Origin of the sequence: Algoriphagus aestuariicola, assembly GCF_017254835.1 — a bacterium.
Classification (GTDB): Bacteria; Bacteroidota; Bacteroidia; order Cytophagales; family Cyclobacteriaceae; genus Algoriphagus; species Algoriphagus aestuariicola.
Window position 1 is genome coordinate 544,165 of the sequence record NZ_JAFKCW010000001.1, and the last position, 17,554, is coordinate 561,718.

A 17,554-nucleotide genomic window follows, 5' to 3' on the forward strand; every position below is an offset into this window, starting at 1 on the left:
CTTTTTCCCAGACAATAGCTGTGATATTAGTCACCCAGGACTTTGGTATGTATTGGTCGGATCAAGATTCAATCCTTGATTTCAAACTCCAGACGCTTAATGTCCGAGGGTAAATCGGATTCAGAGCGATTGAGAAGGTCTGTTTCAAAAAGGCGATTGAGGTTGTTTCCTGCTAAGTCCTCCAGTCTGCTCTCAATTTCGATCACATATTGCCCTCTTGACCAGGGGTCTTTTGGGATAAACTGGATGCTTTTTTCCTCAATTCCGATTTTCCAATTCCCCTGAATGGCTCGCCCTGCGGCATTCTTGATGGTGAAGACATTGGTTAGCAAGCTGAAGTCCAATGCTTCCAGAAAATCTAAAGTGAGGGCTGCATTGGTGTCTGCCTTTGGAATGTCCATCACCCAAGAATCAGGTTCAGGTGATATGCTGTCTCTCGCGCTTGCCGTAAATTTCTTGCTAAAGCTTTGGCCAAGTTCTCCTCCATTTTTGCCTTTCCAGCGAGCCGATATGACGAGGTTGTAGGATTCTCCCTTAGTCAAAGGGGCTCCCATTTCTAGATTGGGGATCAGATCACGTTTGATCCGGCCTGGATCCAGCCATAGCGTAAGCAGCGTTTGATCCTCGTTCCAAAGCTCGGGCTGCAGGTCTAAAAAGGCACCTTCAAGCGTGTCTTTATTACTGTCCAAGAGGAACACGTTAGTTGACGACTTCCCCTCTCGCATGGGCTTTGAAAATTTGACAAAGAATTTAAGCAGGTTTTCTGGGAGGAGGTTTTGGGTAGGATAGATTTCCATTACCTCCAGCTTTGCTCCCTCCTCGGACAATTGAGGGATAGAAATTTGTCCGATTGAGGCACCTTCGTAGCGTACTTCGTAAGTCTGTCCTCTCGTAAGGGGGATAAGTGGGGTAAAGAGGAAGCCGCTCTCGCTTTGGATAAGGTCTCCCAGGATTGGGGGATTGTCACTGTTTCCAGAAAGATGGATGGTAAAATAGGCCTGTTCGGGATTTTCTACCAGGCCAGACGGCAGGATCAGTCCTAACGCTCGCTCGTCCTCCCAAAGGATGGAAATCTCATCCTGTGGTTCTTTCGTACAGGATAGGCTCAGAAATATGCCAAAAAAAATCAGGCTGTTCGCAAAAAACAACCTGATCGAAATGAGTTTGAAAGCCATTATCTCAGTAAATGCTCCGCTTTTTCGCTAGTCCAAAGATCCAAAGAACCATTGGATTTGCGTTGCAAGATCACCATGGTATCGTCCGTCATCTTGTCCAGTTGCAATACATTCGTCATCGGCATCGAAACGAAATCCACTCCATCGGTGGCAAAGTTGGCGGTGACAGGCTCCGTAAGAGAGCCCTCAAAACTTTCTATATCCTCAAAGTTGACGCGGAATACAGGCCGATTGGAGTTGGACATCACTAGGTAAGATTTGCCGTCTTTCTCCATATTTACAAGATCCAAAGGCTGGTTTCCACTGCCCATTTCCGCGATGGTTCTGCCCTTCACGTGGGTGCCGGCTTTCAATTCATCCATAGGGAAGAGTACTAAAGGGGTGCAGGTGTAACTCGCGATTAGATATTCTTTTCCGTTTACCTCAGCCGTGGTGAAAGTCTTGATCGGAGAGGTAGTTTCGTATCTGCCATGTGCGGCATGGAAAATTTCCAAGGAGGCGTAGTCTTCTTTGCCGGTAAAAGGAAAAGGAATGCTTCTGAAAGTGGAACTAAACTCCTGATTTGAGAGGCCGCTCACAAGTAGTTTGCCATCTGCATATCCCAAGTCGGAAATCGAGGAGACGCGCAAAGGTCTTCCTCTTCCATCCTTAGCATCTTCGGCTGGGGAATTGTTAAGCACGACGGCGTCAAATTCAACGTCTTTCAAGGGAACTGGCGAAAAGGTATCACCATCCATTCTGAGCAATACCGGAGTGCCATCCCCAGACTGTATAGCCAAATAGACGTTTTTTGAGATTGGGTTTACGGCCATGTCCAGGATGGAAACGTTATCCGCGGTCGTACCAAGCATTCCGGCAATTTTCTTGTCTATTCCTGCTACTTCTATTGCTTTTGCCTCTGAATTGCCGGCGTCTTTCGTGTTGACGGCGAAGACAGAAGCGCTCTTAGAGTCACCGATAAACAGAATTCCGTCTGGACCAAAGGCAAGGGAGGTAATGGATTTAATCTCTGGTGTGCCCACTTTCATTCGATAGGGCGACTCTTCGGTACGAAATGTGAATGCGGCGATCACCGCGATCAGTGCGCCTACTCCAAAAATTGTCAAATACTTTTTCATGGTATGCAGGGTTTATGTTTTATCTAATTGTGAATAAGGAATTTATGCAAAAAATGCCTCGATTCAAAGGCGAATTGGATAAGCGGGGCCAGGGCAAGTCTGTTGGATGGGCATGGGGATTTGCAGTTTTTTGCCCATCGTCTAGGCTGTGGATTTCGGCGTGTTTGAAAATGTAGGAATGATAACCCTGAATCTTCAATGTTCTGTGAAATACAAAATGAGGTAGATAGTATCTGTGTCACCTTGAGCGTAGTCGAAAGGTGATCTTTTGAAATCTTAGTTAATTAGGCTTCGACTAGCTCAGCCTGCCCCGAGCTACTGCCCGTGATTGTTAGCAACTTCGGAGGGAGGAATACCTAAATCAAGTTTTTGAGTTTTTTAGCCAACTCCAAAGCACAGCCCCAGGCGACGGTAAAACCTGCGCCTCCATGCCCATAGTTGTGAAAGACCCCAGGATAGTTCGCATCAAACTCAAATCGAACTTCTGATCTTCGGGGTCGGAGACCGACCAGGATTTCCAGGATTTTTGGATCTTGAGAAATTCCGGTGTCTTTTAGTCGATCTAGGATCAATACGGTATCAGCCGGATCCGCTTTCTCATTCCAATCATTTTCATAGTCGGTTCCGCCGATGACGCTGTCTTCACTTCTGTTGATCACATAGCTCAGTGCGCCTTTTTTGGTGGGATTTGCAAAGGATGCGACTGGTAGTTTTTCGCAGCGGAGGATTTGTCCACGCATGGGATGAAGGTCTTCGTCCTGACAGATTTCCTTCGCACCCAAGCCGGTACAGTTGGTAACCAGCTCATCCAAAGCCGCCAATTGTTCCATGGACGAAATCTCCTGATTTTCAAAGGAGCCTCCATTTTCGATAAATCGCTGGTAAAGATGGGGCAGGTATTTGGTCGGCTCCGCTAAAGGAACAATCGAGATAAATGCTGCCTCCATTCCCTTTGGCAACTCTGAGGATAAAGCGTTTCGAACCGATCCTTCTGGCAGTTGATTGGTCCAATCGTTATTGCTCTCAGCCGTGTATGCCGTCAAAAAGGGAATGAATGAAACTCCTTTTGTAGGGTTAGCTTCCTGATGGTAGCGTCTATAAGCCAGAGACGCCCAAGTATTCGCCTTTTCCTTCGGCTCTATTTCAAAAGGAAACCAGATAGCGCCGACCTTGCTGGAAAGGGTGCTGTCGTATTTTTCTTTGGCAATTATTTTGACTTGAAAGCCCTGCTCTTGCAGCGTGATAGCTGAGGTCAAACCTACAATGCCGCAGCCAACGACTGTCGCCGATCTCATGGAAAGTTTACTTTTTGGTAGCGGTGAAAGTTCCGTTGGGCTGAATCAATACCAGGTTGAAGGCCGTGTCGCTCTTTTGGAACCTCGCCTTGTAGCCACTCAGGCCTTTGATCACAAATTCATCCTGCTTGGTCGGGATGAGCGTGTACTCTGGCTGGCCCGGGACCAGAAGCATCAGCTGCTTGTTTTTGACAGATACCTGCAGCTCCATTCCGGACAGGAGGTAGCTGCCCACGTAGTTTTTCCAGTGTATCTTCAGTTACGGTAGCCGTCTCTGGGCTTCTTGTGAAGAAGAGGGGATCGAGGGTAGGCTCGGCTTTGATATCCGCGCCTGCTATATCCCCGAGGTCATTGGTTTGGAAGTTGACGTTGATGCCCACAGTGGAGAGGGTGTCTACCTTGCCGTCTTTGACCGGATAGAGCGCGAATACATCGTAATGCGTATGGCTGAGATAGGTTCTTTGCCGGGTAAATTGCGCCCAAAGCGAGTCGTTGGCCAATTCCACTTTGAAGGCGCCGTAGCCGGGATGCTCGTATTTTCCGGTGTACTCCACGAGGCTGTGGGATGGCCGGGTGTTTGGGATCTTGCTGGACTTGTCGTCTTCTTTGGACTTGGCCTGTTGTTCTTTCGCCTTTTCCACAATTTTTTCATAGTGGCTCACCCAGTCCGTTTTCGTCAGGCCAAGGAGTTCATCAGAGATGGTGTTTCTGACCAGGGTGGGCAGTGCGGAGCCGTTTTGGTTGCTTAGCACGACGATGCCGAGGCTGTCGCTGGGGAAGATGGCGACGTTTGCCGAGAACCCGTCAATGTTTCCCCCGTGCTCCATGCGGTAGTGGCCCTTGTAGGAAGAGGTAAACCAGGCATAGCCGTAGCTGTTGAGGTGTTGGTCGGGGAATTTGGGATCCGATATCCCACCGCCTACGAGCATGAGGGGATTGGCCGCTTTGGCTACATAGCTTTTTGGTAGGATTTGGGTCTCACCAAGCATTCCATCATTCAGCCAGATTCGCACCCAGTTGGCCATGTCCTTCACGCTGCTGTTGATGCTGCCAGCCGGGCTGATCGCGGCGATGTTGTAGTAGGGGGTGACTTTGCTGCTTTCGAAGTTTTCCAAAGTGTAGCCCTTAGCGCTATTGGTTTGCTGCTGCAGCTCGGCGATGCTGAGGTTGGAGCGCGTCATTTGCAAAGGCTCAAAGAATCGCTCACGGATGTTGTCCTCCCAGCTTTTGCCGGTGAGTTTTTCGGTGATCAGACCTTGGGCGAGGTACATGAAGTTGTTGTAGTACCACTGTTCCCGGATTCCGGTAAAAGGTTCCTGGTATTTTACCCTAGCGAGGAGGCTGTCCTTGCTTTCCGTGGGGAAGAGGTACCAGGACAGGTCGTGTCTGGGAAGTCCCGTGCGATGGCTAACCATGTCCAGGATGGTCACTTGGTCGTTTAGTTCGTCGTTGTAGAATTCCAGTTGAGTTAGATATTTTCTGGGACTGTCGGTGAACTTCAGCCCCTTTTCCTCCTCCATGATGCCCAAAAGCGCCACGGTGAAAGCCTTGGAAGAGGAGCCGATGGCATACAGCGTGTTTTCGTCGGCATCCACCTTGTTTTCCAAGTCTCGGTAGCCAAAGCCTTTGGAATAGATCACTTGGTCGCCTTTGACTATGGCGACCGAAAAGCCCACGGTCTTGGTGGCCGCCTGAATGGCAGTTAGTTTTTCTTCCAGTCTTTTGGTATCGAGAAGTTTCTGAGCACAGCTCAAAGTGGAGGTGCAGAGTAAAAGAAGAGCAAAGAGTAGTTTGTTCATCAGAAGATTGGTGGGTTTGGATTAATGGCTCGAAAAAGTCACGTCAGATTTGCTATTAATTTCTTCTTCCAAAATAGCCCAATTGCAGAGTTTTTGGACGGGTGTCTAGCAGTTATTTTCGCCATAATTTACCAGTATGGAAGAAAGTTGGCTTTTTTTTGGATCGGATGGCCTAGCAACTAAGCCGAAGGTGCTAAAAAAAAGCTAGGCGTACTTGACTACGCCTAGAAAAATTTGATCTGCTAAAATGTGTCGAATCTTGGATTTGGAGCGATTCAAAACTTAAAATGGCCTCGGTAGGGATAGTTGCCTGCTTCGATGTCGTCTTTCATATCCAAGCGACCAGAGACCCCTTCGAAGACCCCTTCACCACTGCCTTTGACTATCGGGTGCTGGCAACGTCCAAAGATCTCCAATCCCAAGTATGATCCGTCCTCAGCGCACCCCTCATATTTTGCTTCAAACTTGTAGGTAGTCCAAAATGAGCCAGTTTCCCCGCCGTAGGTACCAACGAATAGTTCCCGACCCTCTTCATAGTAGACACCGCTGGGTCTGCATGTATAGCTGTCTACAAAAATATAAAGACAACCCTCGACGTCGCCGGTCATGGTAACCGCGAACGTGGCACCCAGAGCTCCAGAATCGCATTCGTCGGCCGCGTCATAATAACCAATTCCGGAAACCTGAATTGCACCATTTACCCTCGCTGCTGGAGATGACGATTCGTCCCCTGCAATATCCGCGGAGACAGGCAGTGCTGTGTCAAAGTCATCGGACACAGGCAGTTCTGTGCAGCCAAACTGGAGTAGGCAAAAGCACAGAATCAAGCGAACAAAGTTTTTGTTTTCCATCACTTTTTTTGGGTTTTATTGAATAAATAAGAAAATGTACAATGCCCCGGAGTCTTCCTGAGAAGTTTAAAAATCTCCAAGGGGAAATCTGTGGTAGAAAAATAAAGTTTTACTAAGGAGTTTAGTAAAAGAAAATTTACGGCGTAATCAGATGATTAGCTAATTGATTTTTGCCAAAAAAATAATATTTAGTCCGAAAGAAGTTTGCTCGGTTTTTGAAGGATGTTAGTTGTTGTAAAATATTGATATTTAATAATATATGATTCTGACCATGTGTTCTGAGCTAGAAAAGTGATTTTTTTATACCCTATGAATCAATTGCTTCAGTTTTTTATAAGATCTGAAATTGGATCGAAAAATTTAATGCCTTTTGCCAGTTTAGATAATACTTAAGTAAGGTCAAATTGGGGATATTTAGTACAGTCCCTTAGTATATTTTATTAAAAATAATTTATGCATTAAGTGCAGCGTGGATTTAACTAGTAGCTAACAACTGTGTAAAAACTGCAGTAATACTTTTATTGTTGGATCCTCGGTTTTCTGGAAAGTGCTTTCTGCCGAAACGGGTTTCGCTTTCAATCCGGAAAAGCCAAAAAAGCCACTTGCAACTCACCCAATTTCTTGTATCCTTCCGCATTCATGTGGATGGGATCGACGTAATAGAGGTCTTTGTTGTAGACATTGTAGCCGCCTAGGGTGAACTGATCCAAGTAGGGGATGCCGTGAAGTTCACAGATTTGTTTTTGGATTTCCACGTAGCGAACCATCCCATCAGATACGGCTGGATCGTAGCCCCCGCGTTCGTTGAAAGCTTTGCTTGAGGTGAAAAAATAGATCTGTGCCTTGGGATTGAGCTCGTAGATTTTTTTGATGCAATAGTTGATGCCTCCGGCTTGGGTGATCAGTTTGCTGCTGTCGTATCCGTCAAATTCCGTGAAGTCGGTATAACTTCCATTTTCCCGCTTGTTGGTGTAGTCATTGGTGGAGGCCCAGAGGATGTAGATGTCAAATACTCCAGCTTCGTCGACCTGCTTCTGCAGGGATTTTCCTTGAAGCGAGGAGAATCCCGCCCCCGGTACGCCGTAATTGGTAATGCTCATGCCCAGTCGCTCCTTCCACAAGATCTTGGCACTGTCGCTAGGAGGGATCACCGAGACAGAACCACCAAAAACCGCCACAGATTTACCATAATTGAAAGAGGCTTTTAAGTCTTGCTGGGCAGAAAGGCTGGAGGAAAGTAGAAGGAGAAAAAGGAGGAAGAAGTGTTTTATTGGTTTCATTTTGTGAGTTTTTATTGGAGGAAAGATATTGGCAAAAGGAGCCTTACACCGCTCTAAACAAGGTGATTCGTAAATCAGAAACTCTCAATATAGCGTCTTGTCCCCCTTTTCTTTCCAAAGCTCAAATGCCTTCATGCTTTCTTCGCGGAGTATGGAGAGCATCGGGATCTTGCGTAGTTCGGGTTGCACTTCTATTTCTTGGTATATGAAATCGTCGTCGAAACCTGCTGCCGCCGCGTCCTCCTTGGTGCAGGCGTAGTAGACTTTGGCTGGTCTCGCCCAAAAAATCGCTCCCAAGCACATGGGGCAGGGTTCGCAGGAGGTGTAAACCTCGCAGCCCTCAAGCTGGAAATGGTTAAGATTTTTGCAGGCATCGCGGATGGCCACAACCTCGGCGTGAGCCGTCGGGTCTTTGGTGATGAGCACACTGTTGCTTCCGCGACCGACAATTTCACCGTCCTTTACGATCACACATCCAAATGGCCCACCGTTGCCAGCTAGCATTCCGTCTTTAGCCAATTCAATAGCCGCACGCATGTATTTCTTTTGGTCCTCGGTCATAGACCAAAAATAGGGAATTTGTTAGAAGGGGATGCGAAAGGCGCTGCTTACCATTGCTGCAAATGCTTACCGAGACTGCTTTCCCGAAGGATGGGGACAGGCTGTCGTGCCTCTTTGCAGTGAAAGTGTTGCTGACCTTAGGACCGCTTCGTCGTACTTCCTCGCAGTGACGATACAGCTGATCTCTGCGACTGCTTACTGACCACCGCAATTCAACTCATCCACTTAGCCAAAAACTCCAGGAATTGCTCCTTGTAGTTTTCGCCGACGGCAATTTGATGGTCACCGATTTGGATGACGTTTTTCGCCACAGAATCAATCTGGTCGAGCGCTACAATGAACGATCGGTGCACTCGCATGAACTTGTCGGAGGGAAGGAGTTCCTCCATATTTTTCATACTCGTTAGAGAGAGTAGGGGGTTTGCCTTGGATCTCAGGTGAACTTTGACGTAGTCCTTGTAAGCTTCCACATGCGTGATGTCTTTGAGCATTACCTTGACCAGCTGGTATTCGACTTTCAGAAAGATGTAATCCTGCTGTTGCGCGGGTTCAGCGGCTTTCGCGGCAGGCGCATTGTTTATCCGTTCGAAATACTGGTAAGCCTTGGTCGCAGCGCCTAAGAAATCCTCGTAACCGTAGGGCTTCAACAGATAATCCAGCGCTTCAACTTTGTATCCTTCGATGGCAAACTGATGATAAGCCGTGCAAAAAATAATTCTCGTCTTGTCGGAGTTTTTCTTCCCATCTAGGATTCTTGCCAGCTCCATGCCCGATAAGTCGGGCATTTGGATATCCATGAAGATCAACTGAACCTCGTTTTTATTGATAAACCCCAAGGCCTCGATAGCACTCGAAAACTTTGCCTCAAGCTTTAGAAAGGCCGTTTGGCTAATGAATTTCGCCAATAGCTCGAGCGCCAGGGGCTCGTCATCGATGGCGACGCATTTGAGAGTCATGAGAGATTGATGGTCAGGTTTACCCAATACTCCTGTTTCGCTTCGTCTTTACCAAATTTGAGACGGTGTTTATTAGGATAGATGAGGCTAAGTCTACGCTGGGTATTGACTAGGCCAATCCCGCTTTCGTGTGCTTCCGGGCTGTCCGGGTTGATCGGGAAAATATGGTTTTTGGTCTCGAAAAACAGGGTGTCTCCCATGATTTCCACCTTGATCAGGATTTCACTTTCGTGTTGGGAACTCACCCCATGCTTGAAGCAATTCTCGAGAAAAGGAAGCAAAAGCATCGGAGCGATGATCAAGTCTTCTTTTGGCTCCTCTATCTGGATGTTGAGCTTGACTTTGGAAGAAAGCCGCATTTTCATCAATTCGATGTAGTCTTCGATGAAGCGAACCTCTTTGGACAGGAGGGTTTCATTCTTCTGGTTTTCGTAGAGCACATAGCGCATCATTCTGGAGAGCTTGAGCAAGGCCTCCTGCGCCTTTGCCACGTCCAGATTGGTGAGCGCATAGATGTTGTTGAGCGTGTTGAAGAAAAAGTGTGGGTTGATCTGAGCCTTCAGGTAGGAAAGTTCAGTGTTGACGCGTTGACGATCGAGTTCTCTTCTAAGACTTTCATCCTTTTGCCACTTCTGCACAAGCGCGACGGAGGTACTCAAGCCTATTGATATCACGTAGAGCAAAACCTGAAAAACGTCTCCGGGTATCCATCGTTTTTTGGGATCCCAAGGACGGTCGGGATTGAAGGTGTCGTGCATCGCCTTGCTATATCCGATAAACTGCTCGAAATAGACGACCAATCCGTAAAACAGCACCGCACCTATTAGGATGCCCAGTAGGTAGATATAGTTTTTTCCCTCGAGTAGTACCCGTGGCACGAGCACGGATGCGTTGGAATAGAAAATCGCGATAAGGATTCCAACTAGGAAAATCTGCTTAGCCCAGAATTGCGTTGGTAGTTCCACTTCCCCCATTCTCCAGGAAAGCGGGGAAAGGAGCAGGAGCACCACACAGAGCATGATCCAACCGAGCAAGTGTACGATCAGTGAAAGGTTCTTTTTGGGGATGAATAGTGCCATTCCGTTGGTTTTCAGTTTCCAAACTAAGGGAAATTACTTTTTACTCTCAAATCAAATCTACAAACCTGAACATTCCACCCACAAACATCCCTTTTGGCCGGACGAAGCGGCTTTGTCGTGGCTTTTTGGGGATTTGTCCCGATGGATAGGGCATTTGTCGACACGATGCACCCGCTGGTCTATTAGATTTTCTGGAGCAAAACATTGAGGGCAACTTTGGGGTATCAATTGGCAACAGCCCTTTTTGAAAACAAACCCATGAAAAATTTACTCAATCTAGCACTTGCTTTTTTCTTCGTAGGAACGAGCATGGCCTTTGCCCAGCAGCCACAGGCTGGCGCAACTTCAGGCCGAATCATCGGGATCGCCAAAGATCTCAAAACTGGCGAGCCCGTAGGTTACGCGACTGCCGCTCTATATAAAATAGGTACGGATGTCAGTACTTCTGGAGCCGTGGCCGATGGAGACGGGGTCTTCTACATCACCGGTTATGATTTGGGTGAATACGAACTCCATCTGACATTTTTGGGATACGAAACCGCCAAAAGAACTGTCAACATCAATACTTTGTCCTCAGAAATCAACCTCGGAGAAATCGGAATGAGCGACGAAGGCGTTGCTTTGGAAGAAGTAACGGTGCAGGGTCAGCGAGAACTCATCGAGGAGCGCGTGGATCGAACGATTTACAAAGCAGAAAATGACAAAACAACTGCCGGAGGTGACGGTACAGATGTATTGAGAAGAGTGCCGATGCTTTCTGTGGACTTGGACGGCAACGTTTCCATGAGAGGTAGCTCTAACATCCTCGTATTGATCAACAACAGACCATCTGCGATTGCTGCTTCTTCCATATCTGATGCGCTGAAGCAAATCCCCGCCGACGAAATCAAAGCCGTGGAAGTGATCACCTCGCCGTCTGCGAAATATGATGCGGAAGGTACCTCCGGTGTCATCAACATCGTGACCAAGAAAAACAACCTTCAAGGAGCTACCCTCAATGTCAACACCGGTTTTGGCTTGAGAGGATCCAATCTGGGACTTCAGGGAAGCGCCAGAAAAGGCAAATTTGGATTCTCCCTCGGTGGATTTGGTAGAGCGGGCTACAATATACTTGGTGGCTTCGAAAACACCCAGTTGACCAATAGAGCGGATACGTTGTACACAACTCTCCAGTCTGCTGACACCGAGCGGAGAGATGTTTTTGGACGGTATAATTTCGGTGTGGACTACGATATCAACCAGTACAACTTCCTGACCGCTGCGGTGAATTTTGGGCTAAGAAACTCAAAGAACTGGAGAACCAATTTTCTTACCGAAAATTATAAAGAAGATATTCTGTCGGGAATCCAAAGCCGAGAAACTTACACCTTGGACAATTCCAATTCCATTGATGTTAGCTTGAACTATACCCGGACTTTTGAGAAAAAAGGAAGGGAACTGAGTCTCCTGACACTATACAGCACCAATGATCGGGAAAATGAGTTTACCAATACGCTGTTTGACAACCAAGACTTAGAGGAGATCTTTTCGAGAACGAAAAACATCAACCCGAGCAAAAACGAAGAGTTCACGGTTCAGCTGGATTATGTGACGCCCTTGGATGAGAAAGGAAACAAAATCCTAGAGTATGGAGCTAAGAATATCCTAAGAAAAGCCTACTCTGATTTCTCGTACTATCTGGCCGAAGGCGCCGATGGTGAATACGTGGAGCTGGAGGATGCAGACCTTAACAACGAATTCAGCTATGATCAAAATGTGACCGCGGGATATGCTTCCTACACGACTCCAGTCCTGAAAAATTATACATTGAAGGCTGGCGTGAGATACGAATACACCAATATCAATGCGGATTTCAAGACCGAGTTTGAAGCGGATATTCCTTCGTACGGTACGTTTGTGCCCAGCTTGAATGCCAGCAGAAGATTGAAAAATGGCAACTTGATCAAAGCGGCTTACAACCGTCGAATCCAACGGCCTTCACTGAGATTCCTGAATCCCAATATAGACACCTCCAACCCGCAGCAAATCTCTAAAGGTAACCCAGAATTGGATCCTGAGATGACTGACAACTACGAACTGGGCTACAGTACCTTTATTAAGAGCACCACGCTTAACTTTACCGGTTTCTATAGAAATACTACCGGATCTATTCAGCCTATCAGAACTCCGCTGGCGAATAATGTGGTTTCCACTGAATATGAAAATATCGGACAGGAACAAGCAGTTGGTGCAAATATTTTCTTCAATATCAACATCAGCAACAAGCTGTCCCTCAATGGGGGTACTGATCTCTACTACGCAATGCTGGACAATGGATTGACAGATCCTCAATACGCAGCAAAAAATGATGGATTCGTAATCAGCGGTAGATTGTTCGGTAACTACACCCTTCCTAAAAATTGGCAGGTTCAGGTCTTCTCCTTTGCGAGAGGCCGTCAGGTACAGCTCCAGGGCAGCTCAGGAGGATTCGCCATGTATGGCCTGAACTTCAACAAACAGTTTGACGAGAAGAGAGGCTCTATCGGCTTCGGTGCGGAGAACTTCCTGATGAAGGAGTTTAAGATCAAAAATGAGATTGTCACTCCTACAATTGTGTCCAACGACATCAACACTATGCGCAACATGAACTTCAAGGTGAACTTCAGCTACAGAATCGGTAAGATGAGCATGGATCAGCGTACTCGACGCAGAAAATCCATCAACAACGATGATATGAAAGAAGGAGGAGACGGCGGAGGCCAGATGGAAGGTGGACAGACTGGGGGAGGAGCGCCAGTTAGAAACAAATAAACAATGAAAAGATGGCCGGTGACTAGTCTATTTCGTCACCGCTCCCGTCTTTCATACAACATAAATAGATAGATTGGGTAACAAAAAATCCGGCCACTTTGGGGCCGGACTTTTTTTTGCCAATTCCAATTTTCCTATAAAGCGTAGGGGTAGAAAAAAAGCCCGGTACAATTCCGAGCTTCTTCACTAAAATTAATCCATTCTTAAATCGTCAACCTTTTTGGAGCACATCACATTGAGTCGGGCTTTTCGATTTATTGGGTGCGCCTGTTAGGCTTTGTACATTACTTTTTTGATGGCTTCCACCGTGCGCTTGATATTTGGCAGAGTCGCCTCGATGTAGGTTGGCGAGTAGCTCAACGGGATATCCATGGAATTAACTCGGATTACCGGAGCATCCAAGAAGTCGAAGGCATGGCGCTGGAAGTGGTAGGTCAGTTCGGAAGAGATGCCAGCGATTGGGTTGGCTTCTTCCACGATCACAACGCGATTGGTCTTTTTCAAAGATTCCACGCAGGTAGCATAGTCGATTGGGCGTACAGTCCTCAGGTCGATTACTTCGCATTCTACGCCCTCTTTGGACATCTCCTCAGCAGCTCCCAGAGCTACTTTCATCATTTTTCCAAAGGAGATCACGGTGACATCCTTGCCTTTTCTCTTCACGTCCGCCACTCCGATTGGAAGAAGGTATTCTCCTTCAGGTACTTCGCCCTTGTCGGAGTACATCACCTCGGATTCCATGAAGATCACCGGATCCGGGTCGCGGATCGCGGCTTTCATGAGGCCTTTCGCATCGTAGGGATTGGAAGGGACGATGACTTTCAAGCCGGGAGTGTTGGCAAACCAGTTTTCGAAGTTAGAAGAGTGGGTAGCGCCCAACTGACCGGCGTTTCCGGTGGGTCCGCGGAAGACAATGGGCACGGAATAAGCGCCGCCTGACATGGAATACATTTTGGCGGCGGAGTTGATGATCTGGTCTATAGCTACCAGAGAGAAATTGAATGTCATGAACTCAATGATTGGCTTCAGTCCGCTCATCGCAGCGCCCACGCCCAAGCCAGCAAAGCCCAACTCGGCGATAGGGGTGTCGATCACGCGCTCTGGACCGAATTCGTCCAACATCCCCTGGGATACTTTGTAGGCACCGTTGTACTCGGCTACTTCTTCACCCATCAAAAAAACGTTCTGATCACGTCTCATTTCCTCGGACATCGCTTCTCTCAAAGCTTCCCGAAATTGTATTTCTCTCATTGCTTAAGACAAAATTTTGGCTCGTAAAAATAGAAAGGAATCGGGCAAAAGCAAAAGCCGCCGGATTCTTTATCCGGCAACGATTTCAGCCCAGATACACGGTCTTGGTGTTGACAAATTCGAGGATGCCATTGCGGCCCAGTTCCCTTCCAAAGCCTGATTTTTTGATCCCGCCAAACGGAAGCGCGGGCTGAGAAGCCACCATGGCGTTAAGAAATACTGCTCCGCTGTCGATTTGGGCAGCCAATTTTTCCCCTTTTTCCAAATCAGAAGTCCAGAGGGATCCCCCCAAACCAAACTCTGTCGCGTTGGCTAATCGGATCGCTTCTTCCGTCGTTTTGACTTTGAAAACCAACGCAACCGGGCCAAAGAGTTCCTCCTTAAACGCAGGAGATTCCTCGGGAATATCTGTCAAAACTGTGGGACTAAACTGTGCACTTCCTTTTTTGGGCTTCTGTCCGCCCAGGAGAACGGTCGCACCGAGATCTACCGACTTTGTAACTTGAGCATAAAGCTCTTCCGCCAGATCCGGCCGGGCCATGCAGGCAAAGTCGGCGCTTTCGTCCAAAGGATCGGCCATCTGGAGCAGGTTGATCTTTTCCGTAAATGCCTCCATAAAGGGCTCGAAAACCTCTTCCTCGATGATGAATCGCTTGGCGGCGATGCAACTCTGACCAAAGTTGACCATGCGGCCTTTGACGGCAGTCTCGGCTGCTTTTGCTATGTCTGCATCGGCCAGGACGATAAATGGATCACTGCCGCCTAGCTCCAAAAGTGACTTTTTGATGTTTTTTCCAGCTGCTGCCGCTACTGCGGCGCCAGCTTTCTCGCTTCCGGTCAAGGAGACAGCCTTGATTTCATCATTGTCCAGCAGAGCCAAAGTGGCTTTAGAATCGATGAGGAACGTTTGGAAAACGCCCTTTGGAAATCCTGCTTCCGCAAAGATCGACTCAATGGCCAAGGCGCATTGGGGAACGTTCGAGGCGTGCTTTAAAACACCCACATTTCCAGCCATCAGCGTCGGTGCGGCAAAGCGAAACACCTGCCAAAAAGGGAAGTTCCACGGCATCACCGCCAATATCGTCCCCAAAGGCTGGTGGAGGAGTTTGGCTTTTTTGCCATCAGGTAGATTGATGGTTTCCGGAGCGAGGAAAGTTTCGGCGTTTTCGGCGTAGTAGTCGCATGCCCAGGCACATTTTTCGACCTCGGATCGGGACTCGCGGATCACCTTGCCCATCTCGGCGCTGATGAGGCGAGCGTAGTCTTCTTGGTTTTTGCGAAGGACTTCTGCCGCCTTCTTCATCAAAGAAGCCCTCTCTGCAAGTGGCACTTTTTTCCAGCTTTCAAAGGCTGAGGCGGAACCTGCGACTTTGGCGTCGATTTGTTCCTGCTTCAAAAGGTCATATTCCCCGAGGAGTTCTGAGGTCCACGGGTTGATCGATTTGATTTTGCTCATTTTTCTATGGGTTTTCCGGCGTCCTTCCACGCGGTGATCCCTCCATCCAGCATGTGGACCCGCTTGAAGCCAGCCTTTTCAAGCAAATCAGCGGCCGATCTGCTTTTTTTGCCGGTTCTGCAGTAGATGAGGTAAGTGTTCTTTTTGTTCAAAGCTTCGATTTCGCCGGCGAAATTTTCACTGAGAAAGTTGATGTTCAAAGCGCCATCGAGATGCCCATCAGCGACCTCTTCCGGAGTTCTCACATCTACCAGCACCACGTTTTTCTTGGTGAGTTTTTTCTCAAAATCCGTTACAGAAAGGACGCTAATGGAGTCTTTTTTAGCCGATTGTGCAAAGGTCGCTGCGCTAATCAACATCAAGGCGAATAGAAATAACAGTCGGATTTTCATGGGTTCGGGTTGACTAAGCGGTCTAGGTCTGCCATATTGAACCGAAAATTTACCCCCTTTCGTTTCAAAAATGCCCCAAAAGATAGGATTGATTTCAGATTCCCACAGTTACATCGATCACACAACGCTCTCCCACCTGCAGGATGTAGATGAGATCTGGCACGCGGGTGATATCGGGCTGAGCTCGGTGATGGCGGCCTTGCCGAGCGGTAAAACTATTCGGGCCGTATTCGGAAATATCGATGACCTGGAGGCACAGCAGGCCTATCCGGAGTGGCTGGACTTTGAGCTTGAGGGAGTGCGGGTGCAGATGACTCATATTGGGGGAAAACCACCCCGTTACGCCAAAGGCGTGAAGGAGCGAATCCTGTCATCTGGTGCCCGACTTTTCATCTGTGGTCACTCGCACATCTGCAAGGTGGAATTTGACCCGGCATTAAACTGCCTCTACATGAATCCCGGCGCGATTGGACAGCAGGGCTTTCACCACATGAGGACGATGTTGCTTTTTGAACTGGAAGCTGGAAAAGTCCAAAACCTGCGCGTGGTCGAACTTGGGAGAAGAGGTGTATAAGGAAGCTGCTTTTTCAAGTCAAAGCCTTTATTTTAACCTCAAATCGAAATGTCGGGTAAATGTCGGGTGAAAACCGAGTCCCGTACGTCCTTTGTCAAAAATCGATAATAGAACTTGCCATGGTTAAACAAAACCTATTTCATATGAAACAACCAGAATTGGGCAAGAAGATCTCTGAACTGAGAAAAGCCAAAGGACTCACGCAGGAAGAACTCGTGGAGAAATGCAATCTAAACGTGCGGACGATTCAGCGTATCGAATCGGGAGAAGTGACCCCGAGAAGTTATACCGTAAAGGCTTTGTTTGAAGCCTTGGATTACCGTTGGGAAGAGGTGAAAAGCGGCTTTACCGATGAAGAACGCAAAGTCCCCACCTACCTCTATTTTACCTTCGCTGCGGGCTTGGTTTTTTTCTTTCTGGCTTTTTTCGAGATAGGAATGGAGTACGAGTGGATCGAGGAGGGGAAAGTTCAGAACGCCAATTCTTTCCTGTTGGTGAAAATCGGGACGTTCCTGACCTACGCGGCCTTTATCTACGGTTGGATCCGGCTGGAGTCTTTTATCCCCAACCAAGTCTTGAAAATCGCCCTTTGGACCATGCTGGGCGCTAATGTGATTTGGTACGCGGTCGACTGCTTCGGCCTGATCACCGGACAGTGGGTGATGGAAGACTACTATCTCGTCAAGCTGAGTTCCTTTGGACTGTGCTATGCCTTTTTGGGAGTCGGTTATCTTTGCTACAAGCGGCTTTGGTCAAACATTCCGCAGATCATCGGGGCGCTGGGTGTGATAGCAGGGATCCTAATCTTTTCGGGAATTGGCGTGATCTTCGGTTTGATTCCCTTGACGCTATTTGAGGTCGGTCAGCTCGGGATGATGATCTGGGCCATAAACCATATCGGGAGAAGCTCTTCTCCCGATTCTGCCTTTTCTACTGAATTGCAGTCTTGATTTTCTCCTTCACCACTTTTAGGATCG

The 17,554-nt window shown here is 47.8% G+C and carries 16 protein-coding genes; 3 read left to right on the plus strand and 13 right to left on the minus strand.

The features are described from left to right. Window positions 1–68 precede the first annotated feature (68 nt). The 10 genes from J0A67_RS02260 to J0A67_RS02305 all read right to left on the minus strand — a co-directional run bounded on the left by J0A67_RS02260 (window position 69) and on the right by J0A67_RS02305 (window position 10,114). On the minus strand, window positions 69–1,175 hold the full coding sequence (locus J0A67_RS02260) for an Ig-like domain-containing domain (RefSeq protein WP_206567648.1): 1,107 nt from the start codon (window positions 1,173–1,175) through the stop codon (window positions 69–71). After that, entirely contained in the window at window positions 1,175–2,293 is a 1,119-nt protein-coding gene (locus J0A67_RS02265; protein WP_206567649.1) for a hypothetical protein, read from the minus strand. Before J0A67_RS02265 ends, J0A67_RS02260 begins: the two co-directional genes overlap by 1 nt. Window positions 2,294–2,649: 356 nt before the next feature. Continuing rightward, entirely contained in the window at window positions 2,650–3,588 is a 939-nt protein-coding gene (locus tag J0A67_RS02270; RefSeq protein WP_206567650.1) for an FAD-dependent oxidoreductase, read from the minus strand. A 7-nt stretch (window positions 3,589–3,595) separates the two neighbouring features. Further along, window positions 3,596–3,763, minus strand: a complete 168-nt coding sequence (locus tag J0A67_RS02275; RefSeq protein ID WP_206567651.1) for a hypothetical protein — start codon at window positions 3,761–3,763, stop codon at window positions 3,596–3,598. Further along, window positions 3,708–5,387 carry a serine hydrolase gene (locus J0A67_RS02280; protein WP_206567652.1) on the minus strand — a complete coding sequence of 560 codons (1,680 nt, stop codon included), beginning with the start codon at window positions 5,385–5,387 and terminating at the stop codon, window positions 3,708–3,710. Before J0A67_RS02280 ends, J0A67_RS02275 begins: the two co-directional genes overlap by 56 nt. Window positions 5,388–5,662: 275 nt before the next feature. Next, window positions 5,663–6,238 (minus strand): hypothetical protein, encoded by a 576-nt coding sequence (locus tag J0A67_RS02285; protein ID WP_206567653.1) that lies wholly within the window; start codon window positions 6,236–6,238, stop codon window positions 5,663–5,665. A gap of 575 nt (window positions 6,239–6,813) precedes the next feature. Then, complete coding sequence (locus J0A67_RS02290; RefSeq protein ID WP_206567654.1) at window positions 6,814–7,518, minus strand: SGNH/GDSL hydrolase family protein; 705 nt, start codon at window positions 7,516–7,518, stop codon at window positions 6,814–6,816. A gap of 84 nt (window positions 7,519–7,602) precedes the next feature. Further along, on the minus strand, window positions 7,603–8,079 hold the full coding sequence (locus tag J0A67_RS02295) for a nucleoside deaminase (RefSeq protein WP_206567655.1): 477 nt from the start codon (window positions 8,077–8,079) through the stop codon (window positions 7,603–7,605). A gap of 212 nt (window positions 8,080–8,291) precedes the next feature. Continuing rightward, window positions 8,292–9,035, minus strand: a complete 744-nt coding sequence (locus J0A67_RS02300) for a LytR/AlgR family response regulator transcription factor (protein ID WP_206567656.1) — start codon at window positions 9,033–9,035, stop codon at window positions 8,292–8,294. Continuing rightward, a complete protein-coding gene (locus J0A67_RS02305; RefSeq protein ID WP_241265039.1) occupies window positions 9,032–10,114 on the minus strand; it encodes a sensor histidine kinase in 1,083 nt (360 codons plus the stop codon). The genes J0A67_RS02300 and J0A67_RS02305 overlap by 4 nt, the downstream gene beginning before the upstream one ends. Before the next feature lie 258 nt (window positions 10,115–10,372). Between J0A67_RS02305 and J0A67_RS02310 the strand changes: the two genes are divergently transcribed. Next, window positions 10,373–12,904 (plus strand): TonB-dependent receptor, encoded by a 2,532-nt coding sequence (locus tag J0A67_RS02310; RefSeq protein WP_206567657.1) that lies wholly within the window; start codon window positions 10,373–10,375, stop codon window positions 12,902–12,904. 270 nt (window positions 12,905–13,174) lie between these two features. Here J0A67_RS02310 and J0A67_RS02315 read toward each other — a convergent pair whose 3' ends face one another. The 3 genes from J0A67_RS02315 to J0A67_RS02325 form a co-directional block, all read right to left on the minus strand. After that, complete coding sequence (locus J0A67_RS02315) at window positions 13,175–14,155, minus strand: pyruvate dehydrogenase complex E1 component subunit beta (protein ID WP_206567658.1); 981 nt, start codon at window positions 14,153–14,155, stop codon at window positions 13,175–13,177. Between the two features lie 85 nt (window positions 14,156–14,240). Continuing rightward, entirely contained in the window at window positions 14,241–15,611 is a 1,371-nt protein-coding gene (locus tag J0A67_RS02320) for an NAD-dependent succinate-semialdehyde dehydrogenase (protein WP_206567659.1), read from the minus strand. After that, a complete protein-coding gene (locus tag J0A67_RS02325) occupies window positions 15,608–16,003 on the minus strand; it encodes a rhodanese-like domain-containing protein (RefSeq protein ID WP_206567660.1) in 396 nt (131 codons plus the stop codon). The genes J0A67_RS02320 and J0A67_RS02325 overlap by 4 nt, the downstream gene beginning before the upstream one ends. 70 nt (window positions 16,004–16,073) lie before the next feature. On the opposite strand from J0A67_RS02325, the gene J0A67_RS02330 reads away from it, so the two are divergent. Both J0A67_RS02330 and J0A67_RS02335 read left to right on the plus strand, forming a co-directional pair. After that, window positions 16,074–16,577, plus strand: a complete 504-nt coding sequence (locus J0A67_RS02330; protein ID WP_206567661.1) for a metallophosphoesterase family protein — start codon at window positions 16,074–16,076, stop codon at window positions 16,575–16,577. A gap of 143 nt (window positions 16,578–16,720) precedes the next feature. Beyond that, complete coding sequence (locus J0A67_RS02335; protein ID WP_206567662.1) at window positions 16,721–17,527, plus strand: helix-turn-helix transcriptional regulator; 807 nt, start codon at window positions 16,721–16,723, stop codon at window positions 17,525–17,527. The last annotated feature ends 27 nt before the right edge of the window (window positions 17,528–17,554 follow it).

Coding starts and splice junctions, on each gene's coding strand:
- J0A67_RS02260 (WP_206567648.1), bottom strand. CDS start 1,175: ATGGCTTTCAAACTCATTTCGATCAGGTTGTTTTTTGCGAACAGCCTG.
- J0A67_RS02265 (WP_206567649.1), bottom strand. CDS start 2,293: ATGAAAAAGTATTTGACAATTTTTGGAGTAGGCGCACTGATCGCGGTG.
- J0A67_RS02270 (WP_206567650.1), bottom strand. CDS start 3,588: ATGAGATCGGCGACAGTCGTTGGCTGCGGCATTGTAGGTTTGACCTCA.
- J0A67_RS02275 (WP_206567651.1), bottom strand. CDS start 3,763: ATGCTTCTGGTCCCGGGCCAGCCAGAGTACACGCTCATCCCGACCAAG.
- J0A67_RS02280 (WP_206567652.1), bottom strand. CDS start 5,387: ATGAACAAACTACTCTTTGCTCTTCTTTTACTCTGCACCTCCACTTTG.
- J0A67_RS02285 (WP_206567653.1), bottom strand. CDS start 6,238: ATGGAAAACAAAAACTTTGTTCGCTTGATTCTGTGCTTTTGCCTACTC.
- J0A67_RS02290 (WP_206567654.1), bottom strand. CDS start 7,518: ATGAAACCAATAAAACACTTCTTCCTCCTTTTTCTCCTTCTACTTTCC.
- J0A67_RS02295 (WP_206567655.1), bottom strand. CDS start 8,079: ATGACCGAGGACCAAAAGAAATACATGCGTGCGGCTATTGAATTGGCT.
- J0A67_RS02300 (WP_206567656.1), bottom strand. CDS start 9,035: ATGACTCTCAAATGCGTCGCCATCGATGACGAGCCCCTGGCGCTCGAG.
- J0A67_RS02305 (WP_241265039.1), bottom strand. CDS start 10,114: ATGGCACTATTCATCCCCAAAAAGAACCTTTCACTGATCGTACACTTG.
- J0A67_RS02310 (WP_206567657.1), top strand. CDS start 10,373: ATGAAAAATTTACTCAATCTAGCACTTGCTTTTTTCTTCGTAGGAACG.
- J0A67_RS02315 (WP_206567658.1), bottom strand. CDS start 14,155: ATGAGAGAAATACAATTTCGGGAAGCTTTGAGAGAAGCGATGTCCGAG.
- J0A67_RS02320 (WP_206567659.1), bottom strand. CDS start 15,611: ATGAGCAAAATCAAATCGATCAACCCGTGGACCTCAGAACTCCTCGGG.
- J0A67_RS02325 (WP_206567660.1), bottom strand. CDS start 16,003: ATGAAAATCCGACTGTTATTTCTATTCGCCTTGATGTTGATTAGCGCA.
- J0A67_RS02330 (WP_206567661.1), top strand. CDS start 16,074: ATGCCCCAAAAGATAGGATTGATTTCAGATTCCCACAGTTACATCGAT.
- J0A67_RS02335 (WP_206567662.1), top strand. CDS start 16,721: ATGAAACAACCAGAATTGGGCAAGAAGATCTCTGAACTGAGAAAAGCC.